The organism is uncultured Roseivirga sp. (genome assembly GCF_963973945.1).
Lineage (GTDB): Bacteria > Bacteroidota > Bacteroidia > Cytophagales > Cyclobacteriaceae > Roseivirga.
This window is the reverse complement of sequence record NZ_CAXBBV010000005.1, coordinates 22,303-42,228: the sequence shown is the minus strand read 5'-3', so window position 1 is coordinate 42,228 and position 19,926 is coordinate 22,303. Positions and strand designations below refer to the sequence as shown.

At 40.0% G+C, this 19,926-nt stretch carries 20 protein-coding genes; 11 read left to right on the top strand and 9 right to left on the bottom strand.

Annotation, left to right across the window (positions count from 1 at the left end):
- The first annotated feature begins 24 nt into the window (after positions 1-24).
- From AAC026_RS09965 to AAC026_RS09915, 11 genes are all read left to right on the top strand, one after another.
- A complete protein-coding gene (locus AAC026_RS09965) occupies positions 25-1,830 on the top strand; it encodes a cbb3-type cytochrome c oxidase subunit I (RefSeq protein ID WP_339697487.1) in 1,806 nt (601 codons plus the stop codon).
- Between the two features lie 11 nt (positions 1,831-1,841).
- Entirely contained in the window at positions 1,842-2,852 is a 1,011-nt protein-coding gene (locus AAC026_RS09960; protein WP_339697485.1) for a cbb3-type cytochrome c oxidase subunit II, read from the top strand.
- Positions 2,853-2,855: 3 nt separating this feature from the next.
- Positions 2,856-3,125 (top strand): hypothetical protein, encoded by a 270-nt coding sequence (locus AAC026_RS09955; protein WP_339697483.1) that lies wholly within the window; start codon positions 2,856-2,858, stop codon positions 3,123-3,125.
- A complete protein-coding gene (locus AAC026_RS09950; protein ID WP_245620824.1) occupies positions 3,109-3,549 on the top strand; it encodes a cytochrome C in 441 nt (146 codons plus the stop codon). Before AAC026_RS09955 ends, AAC026_RS09950 begins: the two co-directional genes overlap by 17 nt.
- Positions 3,549-3,935, top strand: a complete 387-nt coding sequence (locus tag AAC026_RS09945) for a group III truncated hemoglobin (protein WP_339697478.1) — start codon at positions 3,549-3,551, stop codon at positions 3,933-3,935. The genes AAC026_RS09950 and AAC026_RS09945 overlap by 1 nt, the downstream gene beginning before the upstream one ends.
- Entirely contained in the window at positions 3,932-4,390 is a 459-nt protein-coding gene (locus AAC026_RS09940; protein ID WP_339697476.1) for a hypothetical protein, read from the top strand. Before AAC026_RS09945 ends, AAC026_RS09940 begins: the two co-directional genes overlap by 4 nt.
- A complete protein-coding gene (ric, locus tag AAC026_RS09935; RefSeq protein WP_339697474.1) occupies positions 4,374-5,099 on the top strand; it encodes an iron-sulfur cluster repair di-iron protein in 726 nt (241 codons plus the stop codon). Before AAC026_RS09940 ends, ric begins: the two co-directional genes overlap by 17 nt.
- 3 nt (positions 5,100-5,102) lie before the next feature.
- On the top strand, positions 5,103-5,426 hold the full coding sequence (locus tag AAC026_RS09930; protein WP_339697472.1) for a cupin domain-containing protein: 324 nt from the start codon (positions 5,103-5,105) through the stop codon (positions 5,424-5,426).
- Between the two features lie 71 nt (positions 5,427-5,497).
- Positions 5,498-5,962: a hemerythrin domain-containing protein gene (locus tag AAC026_RS09925; protein ID WP_339697470.1), complete on the top strand. Its 465-nt coding sequence runs from the start codon at positions 5,498-5,500 to the stop codon at positions 5,960-5,962.
- Positions 5,963-6,062: 100 nt separating this feature from the next.
- On the top strand, positions 6,063-7,481 hold the full coding sequence (locus AAC026_RS09920) for an aminotransferase class V-fold PLP-dependent enzyme (protein WP_339697468.1): 1,419 nt from the start codon (positions 6,063-6,065) through the stop codon (positions 7,479-7,481).
- Between the two features lie 144 nt (positions 7,482-7,625).
- A complete protein-coding gene (locus AAC026_RS09915) occupies positions 7,626-8,549 on the top strand; it encodes a hypothetical protein (protein ID WP_339697466.1) in 924 nt (307 codons plus the stop codon).
- A gap of 2 nt (positions 8,550-8,551) precedes the next feature.
- Here AAC026_RS09915 and AAC026_RS09910 read toward each other — a convergent pair whose 3' ends face one another.
- From AAC026_RS09910 to AAC026_RS09870, 9 genes are all read right to left on the bottom strand, one after another.
- Positions 8,552-9,685, bottom strand: a complete 1,134-nt coding sequence (locus tag AAC026_RS09910; protein ID WP_339697464.1) for a PQQ-dependent sugar dehydrogenase — start codon at positions 9,683-9,685, stop codon at positions 8,552-8,554.
- Between the two features lie 61 nt (positions 9,686-9,746).
- On the bottom strand, positions 9,747-13,145 hold the full coding sequence (locus tag AAC026_RS09905) for a hypothetical protein (RefSeq protein WP_339697462.1): 3,399 nt from the start codon (positions 13,143-13,145) through the stop codon (positions 9,747-9,749).
- Between the two features lie 56 nt (positions 13,146-13,201).
- The gene (locus tag AAC026_RS09900; protein ID WP_339697460.1) at positions 13,202-16,888 is read right to left on the bottom strand and encodes a HAMP domain-containing sensor histidine kinase; all 3,687 of its coding nucleotides are present in this window, start codon (positions 16,886-16,888) and stop codon (positions 13,202-13,204) included.
- Positions 16,889-16,922: 34 nt separating this feature from the next.
- Positions 16,923-17,306, bottom strand: coding sequence for a DUF983 domain-containing protein (locus AAC026_RS09895; RefSeq protein ID WP_339697458.1), 384 nt, complete (start codon positions 17,304-17,306; stop codon positions 16,923-16,925).
- Positions 17,266-17,532, bottom strand: a complete 267-nt coding sequence (locus AAC026_RS09890) for a hypothetical protein (protein ID WP_339697456.1) — start codon at positions 17,530-17,532, stop codon at positions 17,266-17,268. The genes AAC026_RS09895 and AAC026_RS09890 overlap by 41 nt, the downstream gene beginning before the upstream one ends.
- A gap of 26 nt (positions 17,533-17,558) precedes the next feature.
- Positions 17,559-18,101 carry a DUF420 domain-containing protein gene (locus AAC026_RS09885; protein WP_339697454.1) on the bottom strand — a complete coding sequence of 181 codons (543 nt, stop codon included), beginning with the start codon at positions 18,099-18,101 and terminating at the stop codon, positions 17,559-17,561.
- On the bottom strand, positions 18,094-18,696 hold the full coding sequence (locus AAC026_RS09880; RefSeq protein ID WP_339697452.1) for a hypothetical protein: 603 nt from the start codon (positions 18,694-18,696) through the stop codon (positions 18,094-18,096). The genes AAC026_RS09885 and AAC026_RS09880 overlap by 8 nt, the downstream gene beginning before the upstream one ends.
- A 75-nt stretch (positions 18,697-18,771) precedes the next feature.
- Positions 18,772-19,143 carry a cytochrome C oxidase subunit IV family protein gene (locus tag AAC026_RS09875; RefSeq protein ID WP_339606194.1) on the bottom strand — a complete coding sequence of 124 codons (372 nt, stop codon included), beginning with the start codon at positions 19,141-19,143 and terminating at the stop codon, positions 18,772-18,774.
- Between the two features lie 15 nt (positions 19,144-19,158).
- The gene (locus tag AAC026_RS09870) at positions 19,159-19,923 is read right to left on the bottom strand and encodes a cytochrome c oxidase subunit 3 (protein ID WP_339697450.1); all 765 of its coding nucleotides are present in this window, start codon (positions 19,921-19,923) and stop codon (positions 19,159-19,161) included.
- Positions 19,924-19,926: the final 3 nt, after the last annotated feature.

The window sequence follows — 19,926 nt, the reverse complement described above, 5'->3', positions numbered from 1 at the left end:
ATATAAAGGTATTAATATCTTATAATGAAACTAACTTCTACATTTATCACAGCATTACTCTTGCTTCTCCCTTTTGCACTAAATGCGCAAACTGAACCAACCGACACAGTTAACTGGCTCAGTAGCCCTGGTGTAATTGGCACCATCGTACTTATCGTTATCGTGTTGGTCGTTGCTATTGTTATTTTAATGGCCAAGCTTTCAGGCATTATTGGAAACTACCGACACCAACAGATAGTAAAAAAGGACTTGGCCTTTAATGAAGACCTTATCAAGTTAGATGATGATGAAATTGATGACATTCTAGCCAAACGAAAAGCAGCCTTAGCCTACAAACTCAAAGGTGATGAACTAGGAAGTGGCGCAACGGCTACAGATAATAAAGGGCTGCTCAGAGAGATTAGTCACGAGACCAACAACCCTTTCTTTGACGAAAAAAAAAAGACAACGCTAGGCTTTGACACCCCAGCTCCTCTCAAAAAGATTGTTCTTTGGTATGTTGGCGCCTCCGTTTTCTGGCTCATATTCGGAACATTCATAGGTCAATATTTGGGAATGAAGTTCATTTGGCCAGAACTGGATAGTATTTCATGGCTATCCTTTGGTCGCTTGAGACCAGTGCACACCAACACTGTGTTTTGGGGATGGGCTTCTTTGTCCATGATTGGCTTGGGCTACTTTGTAATTGCCCGTACTTCTAACACCATTATCTACAGTTATAAATATGCATGGCGTGCCTGGGTGCTTATTAACCTTTCTGTGCTCTTAGGTAATATCTGTCTCATGGCGGGCATTAACAATGGAGGTGGCGAATACCGAGAATACATCTGGCCAGTGATGGCACTTTTCGCCATTGGCTTGATCGTTACCTTTCGTAATTTTTATAAAACGGTAGCGCAAAGAAAGATTTCGGAAATCTACATTTCCAACTGGTTTATTCTTGCCTCTTTGGCATGGACCATCATTCTATCTATTATCGCTTACATTCCTAGCTATCAAAATGGTTTGGGAGAAACCATTATTCAAGGTTATTACATGCATCAAGGCGTAGGTATGTGGTTCATGACTTTTACCTTGGGGCTTATTTATTACTACCTTCCTTCAGCCCTTAACAAACCCATTTACTCATACTCCCTAGGGGTGCTCGCATTTTGGACGCAAATGCTGTTTTATACACTAATTGGCACTCACCACTTTGTGTTTAGCCCTTTGCCTTGGTGGCTACAAACCGTAGCGATTGTATTCAGCGCAGGCATGTTCATTCCCGTAGTTTCTGGTACTACTAACTTTCTGATGACCATGAAAGGCAGTTGGAGCCATATTTCTAAAAGTTATGTACTGCCTTTCTTTCTCGTAGGGGTTATTTACTACTTCGTTGGGTCTACACAAGGAAGCTTTCAGGCCTTTAGGTTCACAAATTACATCTGGCACTTTACTGATTTCAATGTGGCGCATTCACACATGACCATGTACGGTATTATTTCATTCATTCTTTGGGCTTGTATTTATACGCTTCTCCCAAAGTTGACAGGAAAAGAACCTCCTCAGATTTTTGTGGGAGCACATTTCTGGATGGCATTCATTGGCCTTTTCGCTTACACCATTTCATTGATGGCTGGCGGTACTTTAAGAGGACTGAGTTGGTTAGAAGGAAATGCCTTTATCGACTCTGTTATTCTAATGCAGCCTTACTGGGTTTGGCGCGCAGTAGGCGGTTCGCTCATGTTCTTATCGCACATCATTTTTGCTTATAACTTCTATTATATGGCGAAAAAAGACCCTGTTGCACAAGTTGTAAGATTAAAGCAAAACGAAACATTAACTGCATAAAAACAACCAAGATGTTCGACTTTCATAAAAATCATAGAATATTAGTCAATATGGCCATCGCTGGCTTTTTGATACTCAGTTTATTGATTGCTGTTATGCCCGCATCGCAAATGCAGAAAACGGCACCGCTATCCAATCAAATGGTCTTTACGGAAATGGAGCAAGAAGGACTCAGGCTCTATATTGCTGAAGGTTGTGTTGCCTGCCATACCCAGCAAGTGAGAAGCATTGAAATGGACAACGTTTGGGGCGATCGTCCCTCAATGCCCTCTGATTACTATTTCAGTAAACAACGCCTGGATGTGTGGCGGCAATCACCCTCACTATTGGGAAGTGAACGAACTGGCCCCGACCTCACCAATATCGGGAAACGACAACCTGTTAAAGATTGGCACCTGATGCACCTTTATAACCCACGTTCTGTGGTAAAAGAATCCATCATGCCGTCATATCCATGGTTATTCGAAGAAAAAGCTACCGATAAAGTCACACCAGAAGATGTGATTGTTCCTGTGGGCAGTCCTTTCCTTAATAAGCCCAACACAAAGATTGTGGCCTCCACCAAAGCTCTGCAACTGGTAGCCTATCTACAGTCTCTAAAACAAACAGAAATGCCTGGCAGCAGCCCTACCTTTATTCCCCAAAACAAAAAAGAAGTGGTGACCACAAGCGCTACCGACCCTAACCAAGCATTGCTTCCTGATGGTGCTAAACTGTATGCAAATGTTTGCGCAGCCTGCCATCAAGCCAACGGTGAAGGAATTCAAGGTGCTTTCCCTTCTTTGGTGGGAAGCCCAATTGTAACTGACCCCAGCCCAGAAATGATGATCAAGGTGATTCTTATGGGTTATGATGCACGCAGTGAGTTTGCTCAAATGCCACCATTTACTGATCAATTGAGCAACGAAGAAATAGCGGCTATCGCCAACCATGAGCGAACCAGCTGGGGCAATGATGCCTCTACCCTTTCGGCTGAAGACGTGAAGAAAATAAGAGACATGGTCAACCAACAAAACCCATAAGAAATGAGAAAGCTAAGTTTCATTTTCATGTTAACCTTCATCGCTCAACAAATGGCGAATGCCTGTGAGCTGTGCAAGGAAAAACAACCTAAGGCACTGACCGGAATTACCCATGGTGCTGGCCCAAATGGTACACTTGATTATATCATCATATGGTCTGCTGTAATCATTGTAAGCTTGACGCTGTTTTACAGCATTAAGTACTTGGTTAGGCCAGAAAAAAAGGACCCTCATCACATTAAAAATATTGTAACCCATGAATACTTCGGATAAAATGGAAGACCAACGAATTATAAAGGTATTTCTGGATGAAGAAACGGTTCCATTCGGAGAATTTAAACCTCCAGTGAAGTTTACCATGGACACGACCAAAATACCCGATGGTCAACATAAGCTAAAAATAGTAGCCAAATCCAGCAATGGTGTTGAAGGAGTAAAAACCATTCCTTTTGAAGTAAGGAATGGCCCTGAAATAGCCGTGGTTGGCTTGCGAAAAAACGAGGTGGTCGACACTCAAGTGTCCATCACCATAAACGCTTATGGTAGCGAAATAGAAGACCAGTTTATCATTAAAGGCTCGGAAACTCCAAAAGCAATTCCAGCTTGGGTTTGGGCTTTGGTGATCTCTTTTGTGGCTTTTGGCCTCTTCTATTTAATAATGAACTGGAATCCAGACTTATATAAATCATTCTTTTAATGAAGCAAATCTTAAGCATCACGGACATCAAACTATTGGTCGACTCCTTTTATAAAAAGGTGAGGGAGGACGAACTCTTGGTCGATATTTTCAATGGTGTGATCAAAAATAAATGGCCACAGCATTTAGAGAAAATGTACCGTTTCTGGCAAACCATACTTTTAGGTGAACACACTTATTACGGAAGTCCATTTGCTCCTCATGCTCATTTGCCTGTAGAGGCAAAGCACTTCGAGCGATGGATTGAGTTATTCTATGCCACCATAGATGAACTTTTTGAAGGTGAGAAGGCTGATGAAGCCAAATGGCGTGCTCAAAAAATGGCAGAAATGTTCTTACTCAAAATCGAATATTATAAAGATAGAGACTCAAAACCTTTGTTATGACAGCACAAGTAAAATCGCCAATCACAGTAGTTTCCGTTTTCCTATGGATCGGCTTTATATGCGCCATTAGCTTTATGGAAGCTTGGTTGAAATTTCAAGCTCCAGGCATTACGCTGTCTTTAGGCTTAGGTATCGGACGATTAGTTTTCGGTACTCTGAATAAAATAGAATGGATATTCGCCATCGCAATAGGCATTCAGCTTGTCATTCACAAAGCACCCCTATTGAGTACAAAAACCGTAGCCTTCTTACTCCCACTCTTACTTCTATTTATTCAAACAGTTTGGTTACTCCCTGCGCTTGACGCTCGGGCAGAAATGTACATTCAAGACACTATACCACCTGCTTCAAACCTTCATTTCTATTATGCTGGAGGGGAAGTTATCAAGGTGATATGCTTACTCATTTATGGTATTACCCAATTTAAAAAGACAGATCATGGAAAATCTAATTGAAAAAACGATCGGGGAAATTGTAGCCGAAGATTACCGTACCGCTGCAGTGTTCGAATCCTATGGCATTGATTTCTGCTGCAATGGCAACCGCAGTATAAACGTAGCCTGCGAAGCAAAAAACATTAATCAAAGCGAACTCATGGAGAAGCTTAATTCTTCAATCACTAAAACGCATCCCGGTGGAAGCGACTATAAATTCTGGCCAATTGATTTGCTGGCAGACTATATTGAGAAAAAGCACCATCGCTATGTAGAAGAAAAAATGCCTGTGATAAAGCAGTACCTCAATAAGATCAGTGAAGTACATGGCAAACACCATCCTGAATTATTAGAAATAGAAGCCCTTTTCAATGCTTCTGCTGGTGAATTGGCCATGCACATGAAAAAAGAAGAACTCATGCTCTTCCCTTTTGTAAGAAAAATGATGAGTGCCCAAAGTGAAGATGTAAAAGTACACCCTCCACATTTCGGCACCGTAAGTAACCCTGTACAGGCCATGATGCACGAGCACGATACTGAAGGAGAACGCTTTCGTCAGATCAGTGAATTAAGCAACCAATACACACCACCAGCCGATGCTTGTAATACTTATAAAGTAGCCTTTTCTCTTTTGAAGGAGTTTGAGGATGATTTACACCTTCATATTCACTTAGAAAACAACATTCTCTTCCCTAAAGCCGTAGCCTTAGAGAAGAAACTAACAGCCTAAGTCATGAATCACCAATTCAAAATCAATGCGCTTGAATATACCGAAGGGAAAGTCAAAGGCTTTGCTGGATCGCCATTATTAGCCTTAGAAAATGGCGCTGTAAAAATGGTGAAAGTGGCAGCTCATTCTGAATACCCTGAACATGTACATCCGCAAAAAACAGAATATGCTTTTGTAGTGGAAGGAACACCTGAATTTGAAATTGACGGCAACACTTATCAATGTCAGCCCGGAGAATTCTATGTTTTCCCAACCCATACAAAGCACAAAATTGTAAACAAAGGCGATAGTGAATGTGTATTGCTGATTGGCTCAATAAACAACTGATTTAATAATGGCCTTTATTTCTCCACTATTACTGAGAAATAAAGGCTTCTTTTCACACTAGCCCCAAAACTATGGAAGAAAGAAAACCTCTGAAACGACACAAAGCACTTCAACCATTCAGCCGCGAACACCATCATGGCTTATTGCTCTGTTGGAAAATACGGAAGGGATTTCTTTCTAAAGTTGACCCAGAAAGGATTAAGGCCTATTCTGACTGGTTTTATGAAACTCACCTCATTCCTCATTTTTCGGACGAAGAGAAATACATCTTCCCAATTTTGGGAGAAGAGCATGAGCACATCAAAAAGGCCATGGCGGAACACAGAAGGCTTGCTCGACTTTTTGACGACCAAGAAGACATTGCCCGCAACCTTAACAGAATTGAAGAAGAACTGGAAAGGCACATCCGTTTTGAAGAACGAGTCCTATTTCCTGAAATTCAAGACATAGCAACTCCTGAACAAATGGAGCAAATGACCGAAATGCATGATTCAGTTTTATTCAAGGAGAACAGTGAAGATCCTTTTTGGTTGTAAGTTGGTTTAAACTGCGTTGTATTAAGGTCACTCAAAAAGCTTCTAAGTCTACCATTATAGCCTTACTTTAGCGCCAGCAATACTAAGAGAACCATCGGCAATGAATTTAACTTCTTTAGAGACCAACGCAGCCCAAAGACTTTCTTTACAAAAATCGGTAATTGAATATGCCGAAGGTTTTCTGAATAGCCTTGAAAATCGAAAGGCTTACGAATACGATAGCTACAAAAAAGAGAGTCAAGACAGCTTCTTTAATATTGACGAGCAGAACCACCCTATTGAAGATATTCTCCCTTTTATTGGCGAAAGAGTAAATAAACCGGGCCTGAACCCAGCTTCTGGAGGTCACTTGGGCTATATCCCCGGGGGCGGAATTTACGAGTCCGCTTTGGGCGATTATCTAGCCGCAGTTTCTAACCGTTACGCAGGCGTGTTTTACGCTTCTCCGGGAGCGGTGCGTATGGAGAATGCACTGATCGATTGGGCAGGAAAGCTTATTGGCTATACAGGGAGGTTTGGAGGTAATTTAACTTCGGGCGGGAGCATTGCCAACCTCATTGCTATTTCGACAGCGAGAGAGGCTAAAAAGCTAAAAGGGAAAGACCTTGAGTCAACGGTGATCTATACCACCCAACAAACGCATCACAGTTTGCAAAAAGCCATTAAGCTTTGTGGTTTGGGCGAGTGCATTTTGCGCATCATTGATTTGGATGAAGACTATCGGATTATTCCAGAAAAATTAAAAGCTCAAGTGCTTGAAGATAGAGGGCAAGGCCTTCAGCCCTTTCTGGTCATTGCCAATGCAGGCTCTACGGATGTTGGTGCCGTTGATCCACTGAACGCCATTGCCAGTATTGCCGAAGAACATCAACTGTGGTTTCATGTGGATGCTGCCTATGGCGGTTTCTTCCAATTGACAACGCAAGGCAAGGAAGTAATGAGCGGCATTGAAAAAGCCGACTCCGTGATTCTCGACCCACATAAAGGTTTGTTTCTTCCTTATGGCTCAGGCATTGTGCTGATTAAAAATATCGAGCATTTGGCTGTGGCCAACAGCTATGAAGCCAATTACATGCAAGACACTAAAATGCATCAGGATGAAATGTCGCCAGCCGAGCTTTCTCCAGAATTGAGCAAGCATTTCAGAGGTATGCGCATGTGGTTACCACTTAAGCTTCATGGTATCGCCCCATTTAAAGCTTGTTTGGAAGAGAAAATGGAATTGGCGCAGTATTTCTATACCAAGATTAAAGCAATGGGCTTTGAGGTTGGGCCAGCACCAGTACTTTCAACCGTCATTTTCAGGTTTCTGCCCAAGGACAAAGAAGCCAATGAATTCAATGCAGCAATAGTCAAAGCCATTCATCAAGACGGAAGAATTTTCATTTCTTCCACCACGCTCAATGGCCAATTTTACATGCGTGTAGCTGTGCTTTCATTTAGAACCCATAAAAGAGAGGTTGATTTGCTTTTAGAGATTATTCAAAATGAGTTAATCATATTAGCTCCGAACGAATAGCCACTCATCAACCTCATTTTTTTTAATAAATAACTGACCACCAGCAAGATTGATTTTTTATTTTTACTAAATTGAAGCACATGCTACTATTTACATCTAACTAGCGATAAGTTATTAAGGCATTATGCTTAAACTCTGAAAGCTATGAAACACATAACAATTTTGTTATCTATTTTTTTGGGGAGTCTATTCCTTTCTTCAGAGGTCAAAGAGAATAAAACGGATCTTTGTAAAGAAAACTTGAAAGGAAAAGTAAAATCCGTTCATAGCTTGACTTATTACGCTATTGAAAGCAATGGTGAAGTTCAAAAAGGGAGAAGAACTAGAACTAACCTTTATGAAATGTATACAGAAAATGGATACCTAAAAGAAGTTAGAAGCCATAGGGCAGAAGTTGGTGGAGCCCTAAATTTCATTAGAACCCTTTCCTATAATGACAAATCAGAGTTGATTGAAAACATTAACTATTTGCCAGGAGGTAAAATAGGTTACAAAGAGGATTTTAAATACAATTCTAAAGGCCAGATCGTAGAAAATAATCGGATTACAGAAGCTGATGGTTACTCTTATAAAAAGGCCTATCAATATGATCAAAGCGGAAACCTTTTAGAAATAGTTAACACTCAAACTAAAGCTACATTAAATACCAAAACCGTTTACTCTTATAATGAAAATAACCTTCCAATTGAAGAGATAACTTTCGATTATAAAGGTAATGTTGAATTCAGGACAGTAATGAAGTATAACGAACGGAATACCTTAATTGAAAAATGGGAATATTTAAGAGATGGCACACGTGAACACTATAAGTTTAATGATAAGGGTCTGCCTGTAGAAAACTATACCTACTATGAGGAAGGAGACATCTACGATTATAAAGCGACCTATAAGTACGATGCCAATGGAAACAGCATCCAATATATTACTTATGAATATGATGGCGCTATACATGAGAAGTCAGAATACAAATATTTTTATGATGATCAGAGTAATTGGATCAAACAGATTGAATATAAGGATGAAAAACCGTATTTGATATATGAAAGAGATATAAGGTATTACGAATAGACTTACTTCTGTACCAATCTATAAAGCCCTTTTCCTTCTACGCCAACATACAAATAGCCATCGTTGCCCATTTCTACATTACGCACACGGCCAATGCCTTCCGCAATCTTTTCTTGTCTTACTACTTTGTCATTTTCAATTACACAACGTACCAAGTAGCTAAACTTCAATGAGCCAACAATCAGGTCACCGTCCCATCCAGTGTATTTAGCATCCTGAACAAAAGCCATTCCACAGGGAGCAATTGACGGCACCCAATAAGTAACGGGCTGCTCCATTCCTTCCATGGCCGTTTTGTCTGTAATAGCGCCACCTCCATAATTTTCGCCATAGGTAATCACTGGCCAGCCGTAATTCTTTCCTTTTCCAATAATATTTACTTCGTCTCCTCCTTGTGGGCCATGTTCATGTTCCCAAATGTCACCTGTTTCCGGATTGGTAGCCAAGCCTTGGGGATTTCTATGTCCGTAAGAATAAATGGCGGTTTTGGCATTAGCGGTGTTTACAAATGGGTTGTCTGAAGGAATTGAACCATCATCATTTAATCGATAAACCTTACCACCATCACGCGTAATGTCTTGAGGGTTTACATCGCGGTTGCCACGGTCGCCAATCGAAAAGTAAACATGATTTTGGGCATCAAAGGCTATTCTACTTCCGAAATGCTGACCTGCTCTAGTATTGGGCGAACCCTTGTAAAGTACCTCATGACCATCAAAAGATGATCCATTCCATTTTGCTCTTGAAAGGGCTGTCATTGCTCCGTCCCCCTCTCCTTCAGCACTGGCAAAAGTAAAGTACACCCATTTATTCGAGTCAAAATCTGGATGCAGTTCAATGTCTAGTAAACCACCTTGTCCTCTTGTCGTGCTCTGGGGGCCACCTGAAACTTCCTTATTCACTACCCTATCATTTTCAATCAGAACAATAGTTCCTGCCTTTTCAGTAACCAAGATTTTACCATCAGGAAGAAATACCATTCCCCAAGGGTTACTTAATTCGTCAGTGACTAACCGAGGCACTAAATCACTGGTTTGTGTAGGCTCAGTAATTTCAATTGGGCCACTTGTAGTTTGAGCATCACATGAAAATGTAAAGAACAGGGCTAGTGCGAAAAGGGGTTTGATAGTTGACATGTTGATTTGTTTTTAGGCCTATAACATTAAAAATAGGGTATTTTGTTTTGAAAACTAAGCACTAAAACAAAGCCGACACCTGCACCCTACCTAAATGTACTACTGGATTGCCTTCTGATTTACGGGCATCATAGCGGAGAAGTAATTGTAGTCCATTGCCAATTTTTTGTTGCCAATTGAGGTTCCAAGTAAGGTTGCGGCCTGGCCGAAGCGCTTCTAGTAATTCGTAACCAGTGGGTGAGTTTTCTTGCCCATTAAAATCAATATTAATGTACTTGAAATTAGCACTCAAGGTAGTTTTGGCTGCTTTTGAAAAACGAGTGTCGATTGAGAATTCGTTAATGGAAGAGCTTTCATTACTGCTTTCAGCAAAAACATTTTTCTTCTCTTTGTTGGCATAAGTTGCCGTAAGCCTGAAATAGTTGGTTGGCTGCCATGAAACAGCTGGTTGGTAAACCTTACTCTGTATCAGGTAATTTCTTTGGGTCAGTACATCCGAACTACTTGCTCTTTCGCCAGAGATAAAAGTCAGATCTAGGTTAGTTTGGTGATTCACATTCCAACGGACATGCGCTCTTAGTTCGTCATTATCAATACGTTCAAAACCATTCAACAATAGTTGTCGATTCTCTTGCTGGGCAAAGCCTAAATCGGCAGCAAAGGCGGCTCTAGACTGATTGAAAAAGAGGGTTGAACGAAGGGTTTGTCTGGAAGATAAAATCATATCATCTGCCACGCTTATAGGCCAAAGTCTGGCAGCAAGATCATCGTCTGTAATTTTAGAGTTCAGCGTATAGGCCGTTGTATTGGTGAAACGCGCGAGTAGTTTTTTCAGTCCTCCATCTTCAAACCAAGTATTGGGTGTTTTCATTCTTAGGCGATAGCTGATATTGGTATTAAAAGCCTCTTCATAGTTGTCGGTAGGAACGAAAATCTTGGCGTAATTCTTTTCATCGGGGTTTACAGCAATGTAAAATTCATTCAGGTCTTGCACTCCGTCACCATTATCATCACGCCAAGTATGTGTTCCTTCCCCAGTAGGTACTTGAATAAAGATAAACTCTCTGCGCAGTTCGCGGCTATTGGCCAGATTATACGATAGCTCTGACTGGATGGAGCGATCAAAGAAGTTCCCCAACCAATCTACTCGCCCCATAATAGTGCGGTCATTCCTGTCTTCTCCTGTTTGGTTTAAATTTTCTAAATCTCGGTAAGTAAAAAGGGTCCGTAGGGTTTGTGTTTCATCAATTTCGGTATTGAAAAACGCAGACCATGTTTCTGACCTATTGCTGTTAATCAACTCCCCGTTAAATGGTGTTCTGTCTTCTCGAACTTGATATTCAATTCCATAGTTTGTGGTAAGGCTTTCATCATTCTTTAAGTAGAAAGTGTGGGCTTCAAAATTCATGGCAGACCGTACAATTTCATCGGTAGTGGTATTGAAAACCTCATTTCGATCTACATTATAGCGATAGCCGGGAATTAGCCATTTGGAGCGGATTGATAAATCAGCAGCTAATCTCTGCCATTCTGAATATAAGACTTGCTGATCATTAGTCATGTTAAAAGCATCTACTTTCAACCTAAAAACACTGAGTTCTTTTATTCCTTTAAAATACTGCTGAACCCCATCTACAGCCTCTCCTCTTTTCCTTCTCACCAAACGATAATCTATATTATTGTGGGCATCTTTCTGTAACCCAACTTTGGCTTCCAGAATATTCTCTGCAAACTGCTCTTCAAAATCGTTTGAGTTAAAACTCCAATCGCGATCAAATTCTATGTAACGTACACGGTCTATAAATGAGAAGGCATCATTGTTAAATTCGTATGAAGCACCTGCATTGAACTTGTAATCTTCTAGCCCTTTTACTGGTCGGTTTACAGATTCATAGATGAGCTTATAAGCCATTCCTCGATCATCATCGGCATCTAAATCTGAGAATAAATTGAGGTCGTTTTTAGAGAAAGCTACTTCGCCACTGAGCTTATCGTATTGATTTAACTTGGCGCCAGCACCTAGCGTAACCATTTGCTTTTGGTTAGGAGCATTCAACAAGGAAAGAGGCTCATAATTACCTTGTAATTGGCCATTGACTGGAGCTGTCCATTTATAAATTCGTCCGTTAGTAGTGGAGTTTGTCAACACATAATTTCCGCTACCTTGACCCACCAAAGTAAACTGAACATTGAAGAAAGCACTGTCGGGATTTGTAGAGTATTGAAAAATATCGAATTCATTCCCCAAGTTATCCGTGCCAATGGTTTTTCTATAAAGCACAAAATCAGGCCTATACTCTATACTATCCACTCGCGATGTAAAGGCCTGATCTAGGTCATCGCCAGCATCGGCCAAAATTCGTTTTTCTTCTAAGCTTAAATCAAAAGCCAAGGGCTGATTTCGATTGTCCTTCTCTCCATAATAGTTGAAGGAGAAATCGAGTTTATCGTTTGACTGATAATGACTGGCCTGTAAAATAGAACGTGAATAGTTTTGGTCTGAAAACTCAAAATCAATCCTGATTCTGCTGAATTTCGTGATGAGCACTTTGTTGGTGAAAGTAACTTCACCCAAATTATAATCAATCACATAATCGTTATCGAAACCACGCGTCAGTTCTTCTCCATCAACAAACACTTTTTCAGAACCTGCAATTACAATAATGAATCGTTCATTATTTGGCCCTCGAACCCGATAAGGGCCGAGCACTCCTTCTATAGGATCGACATTGATCGAGGCAAATCGGCCTTTGGCTACAGAGGCCGCAAAAGTTGTTTCTGCTTTAAAGCCATTCGCCATTTCATAAGTTGTTTTGAATTGGGCTCCTTGCACATTCTTGTAATAGCGCAAAAAGTTGGATGCGCCATTTTTGAGTACAACGTCACCAGCCGTTAATGACCAGTTATCGTTATAAAGTTGAATGAAAATATTGTCGAAATCTTGTAATTGCTGCGTGTTTCCTTCTGGTTGAAAGGGCACATTTCTATCCGTAATTACCGCGCGTAAATTTACATTTTCTGTCAGTTGCCCTTCCATTTGGAGGTTTAGGGAAGAGTTTACAAAAACATCCTGCTTATTCCCGAAGGAAATACCCCTAGTTATACTTCCTGTTTTCGAAATGTTTTGGGTTGAAAAGGCTTCTTCACGTTTGGGCATTGCCAGCGTTTGTTGGTAGCGAATGGCATCTTTGAACAGCGCGGTAGAATCGTAAATGGCCAATGTTTTATTCGCACGTTTGGTATGTAAATCATAAGGCAGCGTGCGATAACATACGATAACAGAATCCAATGCAGGATATGAGATACTGATCGTATTGGTATTTAATTGAAAATCGAATTGAATATTCTGCCCCTCTAGTTGTGCTACTTTTATAGATTCGGGAATGGCAGTAAGGGAATCTAGTATGGTGGGTTTTCCATCAGTTTTCACCCATTTACACCGCTCTTCGGTTTGAGCCAAAACTGTCTGACTCAGAAAAATTAAGCAAGTAGAAATAAGTAAACCACGCAGCACAATTAATCGGTTAATGGAAACTCTAAGAAGAATGTGGTGCCTTCGTTTGCCACGGTTTCGAACCATATACTCCCACCTGCATGTTCTACCCCACGTTTGGCAATGGCCAAGCCAATTCCAGAGCCTTCTACTTTTGTACTAAATTTAGGAATGAAGATTTTGTCTTGAATCTCCTCAGGGATTCCGAAACCGTTGTCTTTCACACTAATAATGGCTTTGGTTTGGGTTTCTTCTAAACTAATCTCCAAGGCAGGAATACGTCCTTCTGGCATGGCTTGAAGCGCATTCAAAATTAGGTTGTTGAAAATTCTACCTAAAAGATTGGCATCTCCTTCTACCCACACTGGATTTCGGGGAATGTTCGGAGTAATTTTCACTTCATCATCGGCCTTAAACAAACGAACCACTTTACGGAGCGAATCTGCCAAATCAAGTCGTTCGTTTCTCGGAACTGGCATTTTTGCAAAAGAAGAGAATGAAGTGGCAATATCGCTTAAAGATTCAACCTGATTTAAGATACTATCAATTGGCTTATTGAAGTCCTGCTCTAGCCCCTTTCCTTCAGTCAATACCCTTTTAAGGTGTTGAAGCTTAAGCTTCATAGGTGTGAGCGGGTTCTTAATTTCATGGGCTACTTGTTGGGCCATTTCACGCCAAGCGCTTTCCTTTTCGCTCATGGCCAATTCCTTTTTACTTCGTTCTAAATTCACCAACATACGATTATACTCGCGTACCATGAGGCCAATTTCGTCTTCGGCACTCCACTCTAAAGGCTCATTAATATTTGAAAAAGTGGTAGCCTTAATTCTTTTGGTAAGGTAGGTAAATGGATAAGTAATGATTTTCGATGCCATAAATGACAGCAATACAAATACGATAAAGATGAACGTAAATGAATTAAGGATATTGGAAACTATTGATGTTTGTTGGCGCTTGAGCTGAGTTTGCGATTCAAAAAACGGCATGCTCAAAATGCCAAGCAGTTCATTGTTTTGCGACCTGATTCCGACATAAGTTGATTGGTATTCAAGCTCTCCCACCCTTTCGCTATATAACTTTTCACTTGATTTATTCTCAATAATTTCGGCCATGGCCTTAGGGTTTACAAAGGGTGAAAGCACTTGATTCTCGAAAATCATTCGTTGGTTGGTGGCAATAAGCACCCCACTTTCATTGTATAAATTAATGTCTGCCCTAGAATATTGACTGATCTCACCTACTCTATTTTCCAGAGTCTCGTTATTTTCACTTTGGCTATCTAAAAACTCCTTTAAAGTAATGGTCAGGTTTGAACCTGCACTTTCGGCTACATCTAAGTAGTTTTCTTCAATGTTCTTTCTAACGGTTTCATTCACCAGCCTAAGTACCACTATACTTACAATTATAAGCGGAAGGAAGAAGGCGAAATTGAGTAGAATCTGGACTTTAGCTGCTATAGTAACGGTTCGTTTTCTAAGGTTATAAAACAAAGCGCTCACCAAAAACACCAAGATGATCATTCCGACAATAAAGAGGAAAAAGAGAGAGAAATTGGTGATCATGAATCGGTTTGGGTAACGGGGGCTACTGATGATAAAATACTCAGTGGCGTCTCGGCCTTGCACACCCAAATGCATATAACCATTCCCAAAAAGGCCCTTATCAAACAATCTTGGGTCATCCTTCCACTCGTTAGGGAAGTCTTTAGCATAGTTAAAATCGCCTACATTACTCACCATATCACCGTTTTGAAAGAGCGCATAATCAAAGTGGCCATTGTCTGTAACACTGCTGCTTTCGTCAAAAAGTAAACGCGGCAGAATGCTGTTATTGAGCTGTTCCTTTTTAACGAGTTGAATGATAATATGCCCTACCACAGTATTATAGCGCTTAATATCCATGAACACATAATAGTGGTTCGAAATAGTAGGGAAGCGAAAACTCAAAAAGTAAACACCCTCTTGGTCAGTTGCGTACTGGTCTTGGCTATACAAACTGAAAGAAGAATAGTCATTCGGTAGCGTGTTGTTAATAGGGCGACCATTACCATTAAAAAGCATGATTTCAATGTCATACTTATCGAAATATTCACCCAAATAGGTTCTTCTAATTCTTTGCCGTATTAGCTGTTTGGGCGAAAATAGGTTTGAAATATTAGTCTGAATTAAGATGTCCTTTTCAATTTTCTTTTTGGCTTCAGAAAGCAAGTACTCAGCCGTGGCATCTTTGCTTGTGAGCAATTCTGTAGCAATACTCACTTTGTCTTGACGGTCTACTTTCTTAATGTCTTCACCTAAAACCAAGGTACTTACCAAGGCTACAGCAAATGAGGCCGTGAAGAAGTAAAGGAAGGTATTGTAGCTTAGCCTTTTTATTTCGGAAGGGAATTTCAGGCGAACAATCAGTACCAAGTAAATAATATAGATGAGCAAATAAGCAAATAGGCTCTCTGTAAAAATCCAGCCCAACACAAAAGCAGCCACAAAAACTAAGGCTAAACTTATGTAGAATGGTAACTTGTTTTTTAGGTTGATAAGCCTCGTAGCAGTCAGTTGAGTTAGCAAAAAGAACATTACACCTTGCACAAAAATCACAAAATAGTTGATCAGCTTATAAATGGTTAGGCTATTGTCCTTGGCTATATCAAGCTTCCATTGTGAGTTACTGAGCATAGACTGCAACTCATAAGTGAGGTAATAAAATGAGAAGATTGACAACAGGAGTATGCCAAAAAACTTCCAGTCGTACTTAGTATTGCTTTCTCGGTTATGAAAATGTAAAAAGCCGTACACTACCACCACCAAAAGACTGATTTGGTTCAAGAGCAAATCTCCCAAAGATGGTTCTATGTAGTTTGCTGCAAAATTGGAAGGATCGAACAAGCCATAGGAGCGCACGCTGTATGGTAGCTGAAACCGAATCATAAGTGCTCTTAGAATGAACAGCATTAAGGTAAGTAAGCCTAGGGCGTACATGGGTTTGCCCCTATTATTGAGCAAAGCCGAATAAAAGAAGGCCGAGCGCACATAGAAAAATATGCTGAGCGCAAACATGAGAATAATAATAGAAGAATAGACAGGGTAGTCTATTTTCATTAAATCAGTACCGGTAAATGAAAACAGATAAACACCTTGTTGAGATGTAATCTGATTCTTGCTCGGTAGACTCTCGTCAGAACTTAGTACATAGTTAGATTTACCAAAAATCTTTTGATTGAGGCCCGTACCAGCAAAGTTTTCTGATATTGGCACATTAGATTTTAGCGGAAGGAAACCATAGATTTCTACAATTCTATTTTGCGCGCTGTTAATTGTTGTCTTTTTAACGATAAATTTATCGTTTCCAATTTCTAGGTAGCGGTATTGAAATAGGCCTTCAAGAGTTCCATACTTGGGTACAAAGCGGTTAGTGGACCAATAAATGATCTCTCCGTTTTCATAAATAAAAACAGGAAACGCTTCACTTACTTCTAGGCGGTTAAACAACCTGCTTAAGTCAACTATGGCCTTACTCTCTACAGATTTTACTTCTTGGTCTAGAACCGAAAGTTGCTCCTTGATATTGGCAGAAATGGTTTCTTGGGGCTCAACCCTTCTCTTTCTATCCGAAAAAATCACTTCGTCTATTATCAGCGTTATTGCCAATAAACCAATACACAAGAGTAGATACTTGTGCTTACGAAACTCAAATCTTTTTTCTTTTACCAACAATCCTTTCCTATTCTTTTAGAACAGGCTTAAAGTACTAATTATTTTGCTTAGGAGTGTACTTAAATCCCCCAAAGGAGTAAAGGAAAAAAACACGACTGTAGCGATACATTAGAGGGTAAAGCAAAATCACCTCGGTGATAATAGCAATTAGGTAGGTGTTCTCGTTTGCCTCTTCTATTGTGTAATTAATAATAAATGCACTTACTAAGAAAAGGCCAACGGACATGGCGTAACTAATGTACATGGCACCATCAAAAAAACGAGGTTCTTTTTCAAATCTGGCACCACAAGCATCGCATTCCTTTTTCATTAAAAGGAATTTCTTGAGGTTATAAGCTTTTGATATAAATAGTCTGCCTTCTCGGCATTGTGGACATCTACCCTGCAATACTGCTGAGAGCTTTGTTCTTTTCGCCATTTCGTTTGCTAGTTCTGTACCAAAAGTAGCCTAACACCCCAAAAAGAATATAAGGAGCAACAAAAAGGTAAAGTATCCCTATGTTTAAATTAGAAGCAGTTGTGGTATCACCGCCAGCCACAGATGACTCTAAGGTTCCTCTACACATGGCACACTGTGCGTGAGCGGTAACATTAAAAATAGTTAGTAAAATTGCCGATAAGATAATTTGTTTAACTCTTCTCATGATGCATCAAAGTTAATGCTTTTATACTAAAACTGATAATAAGGACTGATCATTAGGTAAACGATAACTCCGGTTACTGACACGTACAACCAAATGGGATAAGTGTACTTCACTATTTTTTTATGCTTGTCTATCATATTACTCCAAGCATAGAAAAAAGCCAAAAGCACTAGGGGAACTACCCCAATCGACAATAAAATATGACTAATAAGGAAGAAGTAATAAACTGACTTTATTGCTCCTTCTCCCCCAAATGTAGTTGAAGGTGCAGAAGCATGATAAGTTACATAACAAAGTAAAAACAGCGCTCCTAAAACGAGGGCCGCGGTGTTCAATTTCCTGTGTAAGGCGATGTTCTTCTTTGCTTTAATAGCAATAAAAGCAAAAATTAAGCAGAGCGAAGTTAATGTGTTTATCACTCCAATTACATGAGGAAGGTTATATACCCAGTCTCCCAAGTCAAGCTTCTGTGGCAGCCCCAATAATACTGCTACAGCCAATGGAATTGCTACAGAAAGAATTCTGATCCATAGCATAGACTTTTTCTGCTTCAAGTCAACTTCATTCATTATCTAAATCTATTGTTTGTAAAATCCTTATTTCAAGGATTAACCTGTCGGTCTCTTCTCTTTCCATAATGTTGTAGTAGCCTCTGATTCTATTTTCAGCATCTACTAAAATTACTCTGTTATCGAGGTCTGACATGACCATACCGCAGTACTTCAAATTGCCCCAACTTGCAGAGTCTAGTTCCTTAAAATGCCAAAACTGATCCATAAACGTAACCCTTTGATTATAGCCTGTAATCGCATCGGTTTGAATAGAAGCACTATTCAAGTACGAAGTCATTTGTACGTTTGGATGACTGTAGAAAACATCCTGAACCTTTTCTAATTCTTCAAGCCTTGTTTTGAGTACAGGGCCATCCATCCTTTCAAAATGAATTACCTTGGTTACACCTACTTTAAGTTCAGGGCTTTTCACAATGTATTGTTCGGTGTTCCTCTCTAAACAAGTTACTTGACGCAAAGTATCTCCTCCTATTCCATCGGTATAGTAAATTGGTATCTGGAATTCATTCTTTCCAAAGCCTTTCAAAAACAGAAAGATTAACACTGGCAGTAGAATCAATAAGAATAAGTAAAAGCCCTTCTTGTTCTTCATAATACTTTGTTCAATAAAAAATCAGACCAATTGCTCAGTCTGATTCTATCATATTCTCAAATATAGTTTCTATTGCTAATGACTGTCATCGACTTGCTCAGACCCAGTAGGGTGGTAGTCTACAGTTCCTCTACTACTTTTTACCGCACCACCTTCTAACTCAACTAGAGCTACAATCAGCCACACGATAAAAATCATAGGAAGTAAAACAGAATATATTAAGCCTTTCACTTCATGACCTAAGTGCATAAACTCACTTACAATATAAAATGCTTTCACAATGGTTAAGCCTACGAAGATCACATTTCTAAGTGTACCTGCATCCATCATAAAGGCAAATGCATATTCAATTAGGGTAATGATCGCAAGTATACCTGCAATCTTCCAAATACCTCTGATTTTATTCTTGTCTACTGGTTGTACAACCACGTTTGATGTTTGTTCCATAGTATATAAATGTCCTTAGATCAAATAGAAGAAAGTGAAAACGAAGACCCAAACTAGATCTACAAAGTGCCAATACAAACCAACTTTTTCAATCATTTCATAATGGCCTCTCTTTTCATACATACCATTGGCAGCGTTAAAGAAAGTAATGATATTAATTACTACTCCTGAGAATACGTGGAAACCGTGGAAACCAGTAATAAAGAAGAATAATGCGGCAAATGCGGGAGGTCCATATTGGTTGAAGCTAAGTCCTGCTCCCATAATTTCATAGTTCTCTACCCATCTGCCATTTATGAAAACGTCACCGATAGTAGCTACACCACTTCCGCTAATAAAGTGAGACCACTCCCAAGCTTGACAGCTCAAGAATGCGATACCACCAATAATAGTCCAAAGCATCCACTTAACCACACCTTTTTTATCCATTCTCTGACCTGCCTCTACAGCCAAAACCATAGTTACAGAACTCAGAATTAGAATAAAGGTCATTAAACCCACGAAGAAAAGTGGAGCTTCAACCCCATGCAAGCCAGGGAAAGCATCATACACCTTTTCAGGAATTGGCCAATATTCAGTTGAGAACACAAAATCGCTAGGGTCTCCTTTATAAGCAGGAGCACTCCATCTTAGAAATGCGTATGTGATCAAAAGGCCAGAGAAAGTAAAGGCATCTGAAAGCAGGAAAAACCACATCATGAGTTTTCCATAGCTCGCCTTAAGAGGCGCAACCCCACCTGCCCATAAGCTTTTGTTGCCGACTGTAGCTGTAGTAGCCATAGT

What these genes read in the sequence shown, in the direction of transcription:
- AAC026_RS09965 (WP_339697487.1), top strand. Translation starts at nt 25, where the DNA reads ATGAAACTAACTTCTACATTTATCACAGCATTACTCTTGCTTCTCCCT.
- AAC026_RS09960 (WP_339697485.1), top strand. Translation starts at nt 1,842, where the DNA reads ATGTTCGACTTTCATAAAAATCATAGAATATTAGTCAATATGGCCATC.
- AAC026_RS09955 (WP_339697483.1), top strand. Translation starts at nt 2,856, where the DNA reads ATGAGAAAGCTAAGTTTCATTTTCATGTTAACCTTCATCGCTCAACAA.
- AAC026_RS09950 (WP_245620824.1), top strand. Translation starts at nt 3,109, where the DNA reads ATGAATACTTCGGATAAAATGGAAGACCAACGAATTATAAAGGTATTT.
- AAC026_RS09945 (WP_339697478.1), top strand. Translation starts at nt 3,549, where the DNA reads ATGAAGCAAATCTTAAGCATCACGGACATCAAACTATTGGTCGACTCC.
- AAC026_RS09940 (WP_339697476.1), top strand. Translation starts at nt 3,932, where the DNA reads ATGACAGCACAAGTAAAATCGCCAATCACAGTAGTTTCCGTTTTCCTA.
- ric (WP_339697474.1), top strand. Translation starts at nt 4,374, where the DNA reads ATGGAAAATCTAATTGAAAAAACGATCGGGGAAATTGTAGCCGAAGAT.
- AAC026_RS09930 (WP_339697472.1), top strand. Translation starts at nt 5,103, where the DNA reads ATGAATCACCAATTCAAAATCAATGCGCTTGAATATACCGAAGGGAAA.
- AAC026_RS09925 (WP_339697470.1), top strand. Translation starts at nt 5,498, where the DNA reads ATGGAAGAAAGAAAACCTCTGAAACGACACAAAGCACTTCAACCATTC.
- AAC026_RS09920 (WP_339697468.1), top strand. Translation starts at nt 6,063, where the DNA reads ATGAATTTAACTTCTTTAGAGACCAACGCAGCCCAAAGACTTTCTTTA.
- AAC026_RS09915 (WP_339697466.1), top strand. Translation starts at nt 7,626, where the DNA reads ATGAAACACATAACAATTTTGTTATCTATTTTTTTGGGGAGTCTATTC.
- AAC026_RS09910 (WP_339697464.1), bottom strand. Translation starts at nt 9,685, where the DNA reads ATGTCAACTATCAAACCCCTTTTCGCACTAGCCCTGTTCTTTACATTT.
- AAC026_RS09895 (WP_339697458.1), bottom strand. Translation starts at nt 17,306, where the DNA reads ATGGCGAAAAGAACAAAGCTCTCAGCAGTATTGCAGGGTAGATGTCCA.
- AAC026_RS09890 (WP_339697456.1), bottom strand. Translation starts at nt 17,532, where the DNA reads ATGAGAAGAGTTAAACAAATTATCTTATCGGCAATTTTACTAACTATT.
- AAC026_RS09885 (WP_339697454.1), bottom strand. Translation starts at nt 18,101, where the DNA reads ATGAATGAAGTTGACTTGAAGCAGAAAAAGTCTATGCTATGGATCAGA.
- AAC026_RS09880 (WP_339697452.1), bottom strand. Translation starts at nt 18,696, where the DNA reads ATGAAGAACAAGAAGGGCTTTTACTTATTCTTATTGATTCTACTGCCA.
- AAC026_RS09875 (WP_339606194.1), bottom strand. Translation starts at nt 19,143, where the DNA reads ATGGAACAAACATCAAACGTGGTTGTACAACCAGTAGACAAGAATAAA.
- AAC026_RS09870 (WP_339697450.1), bottom strand. Translation starts at nt 19,923, where the DNA reads ATGGCTACTACAGCTACAGTCGGCAACAAAAGCTTATGGGCAGGTGGG.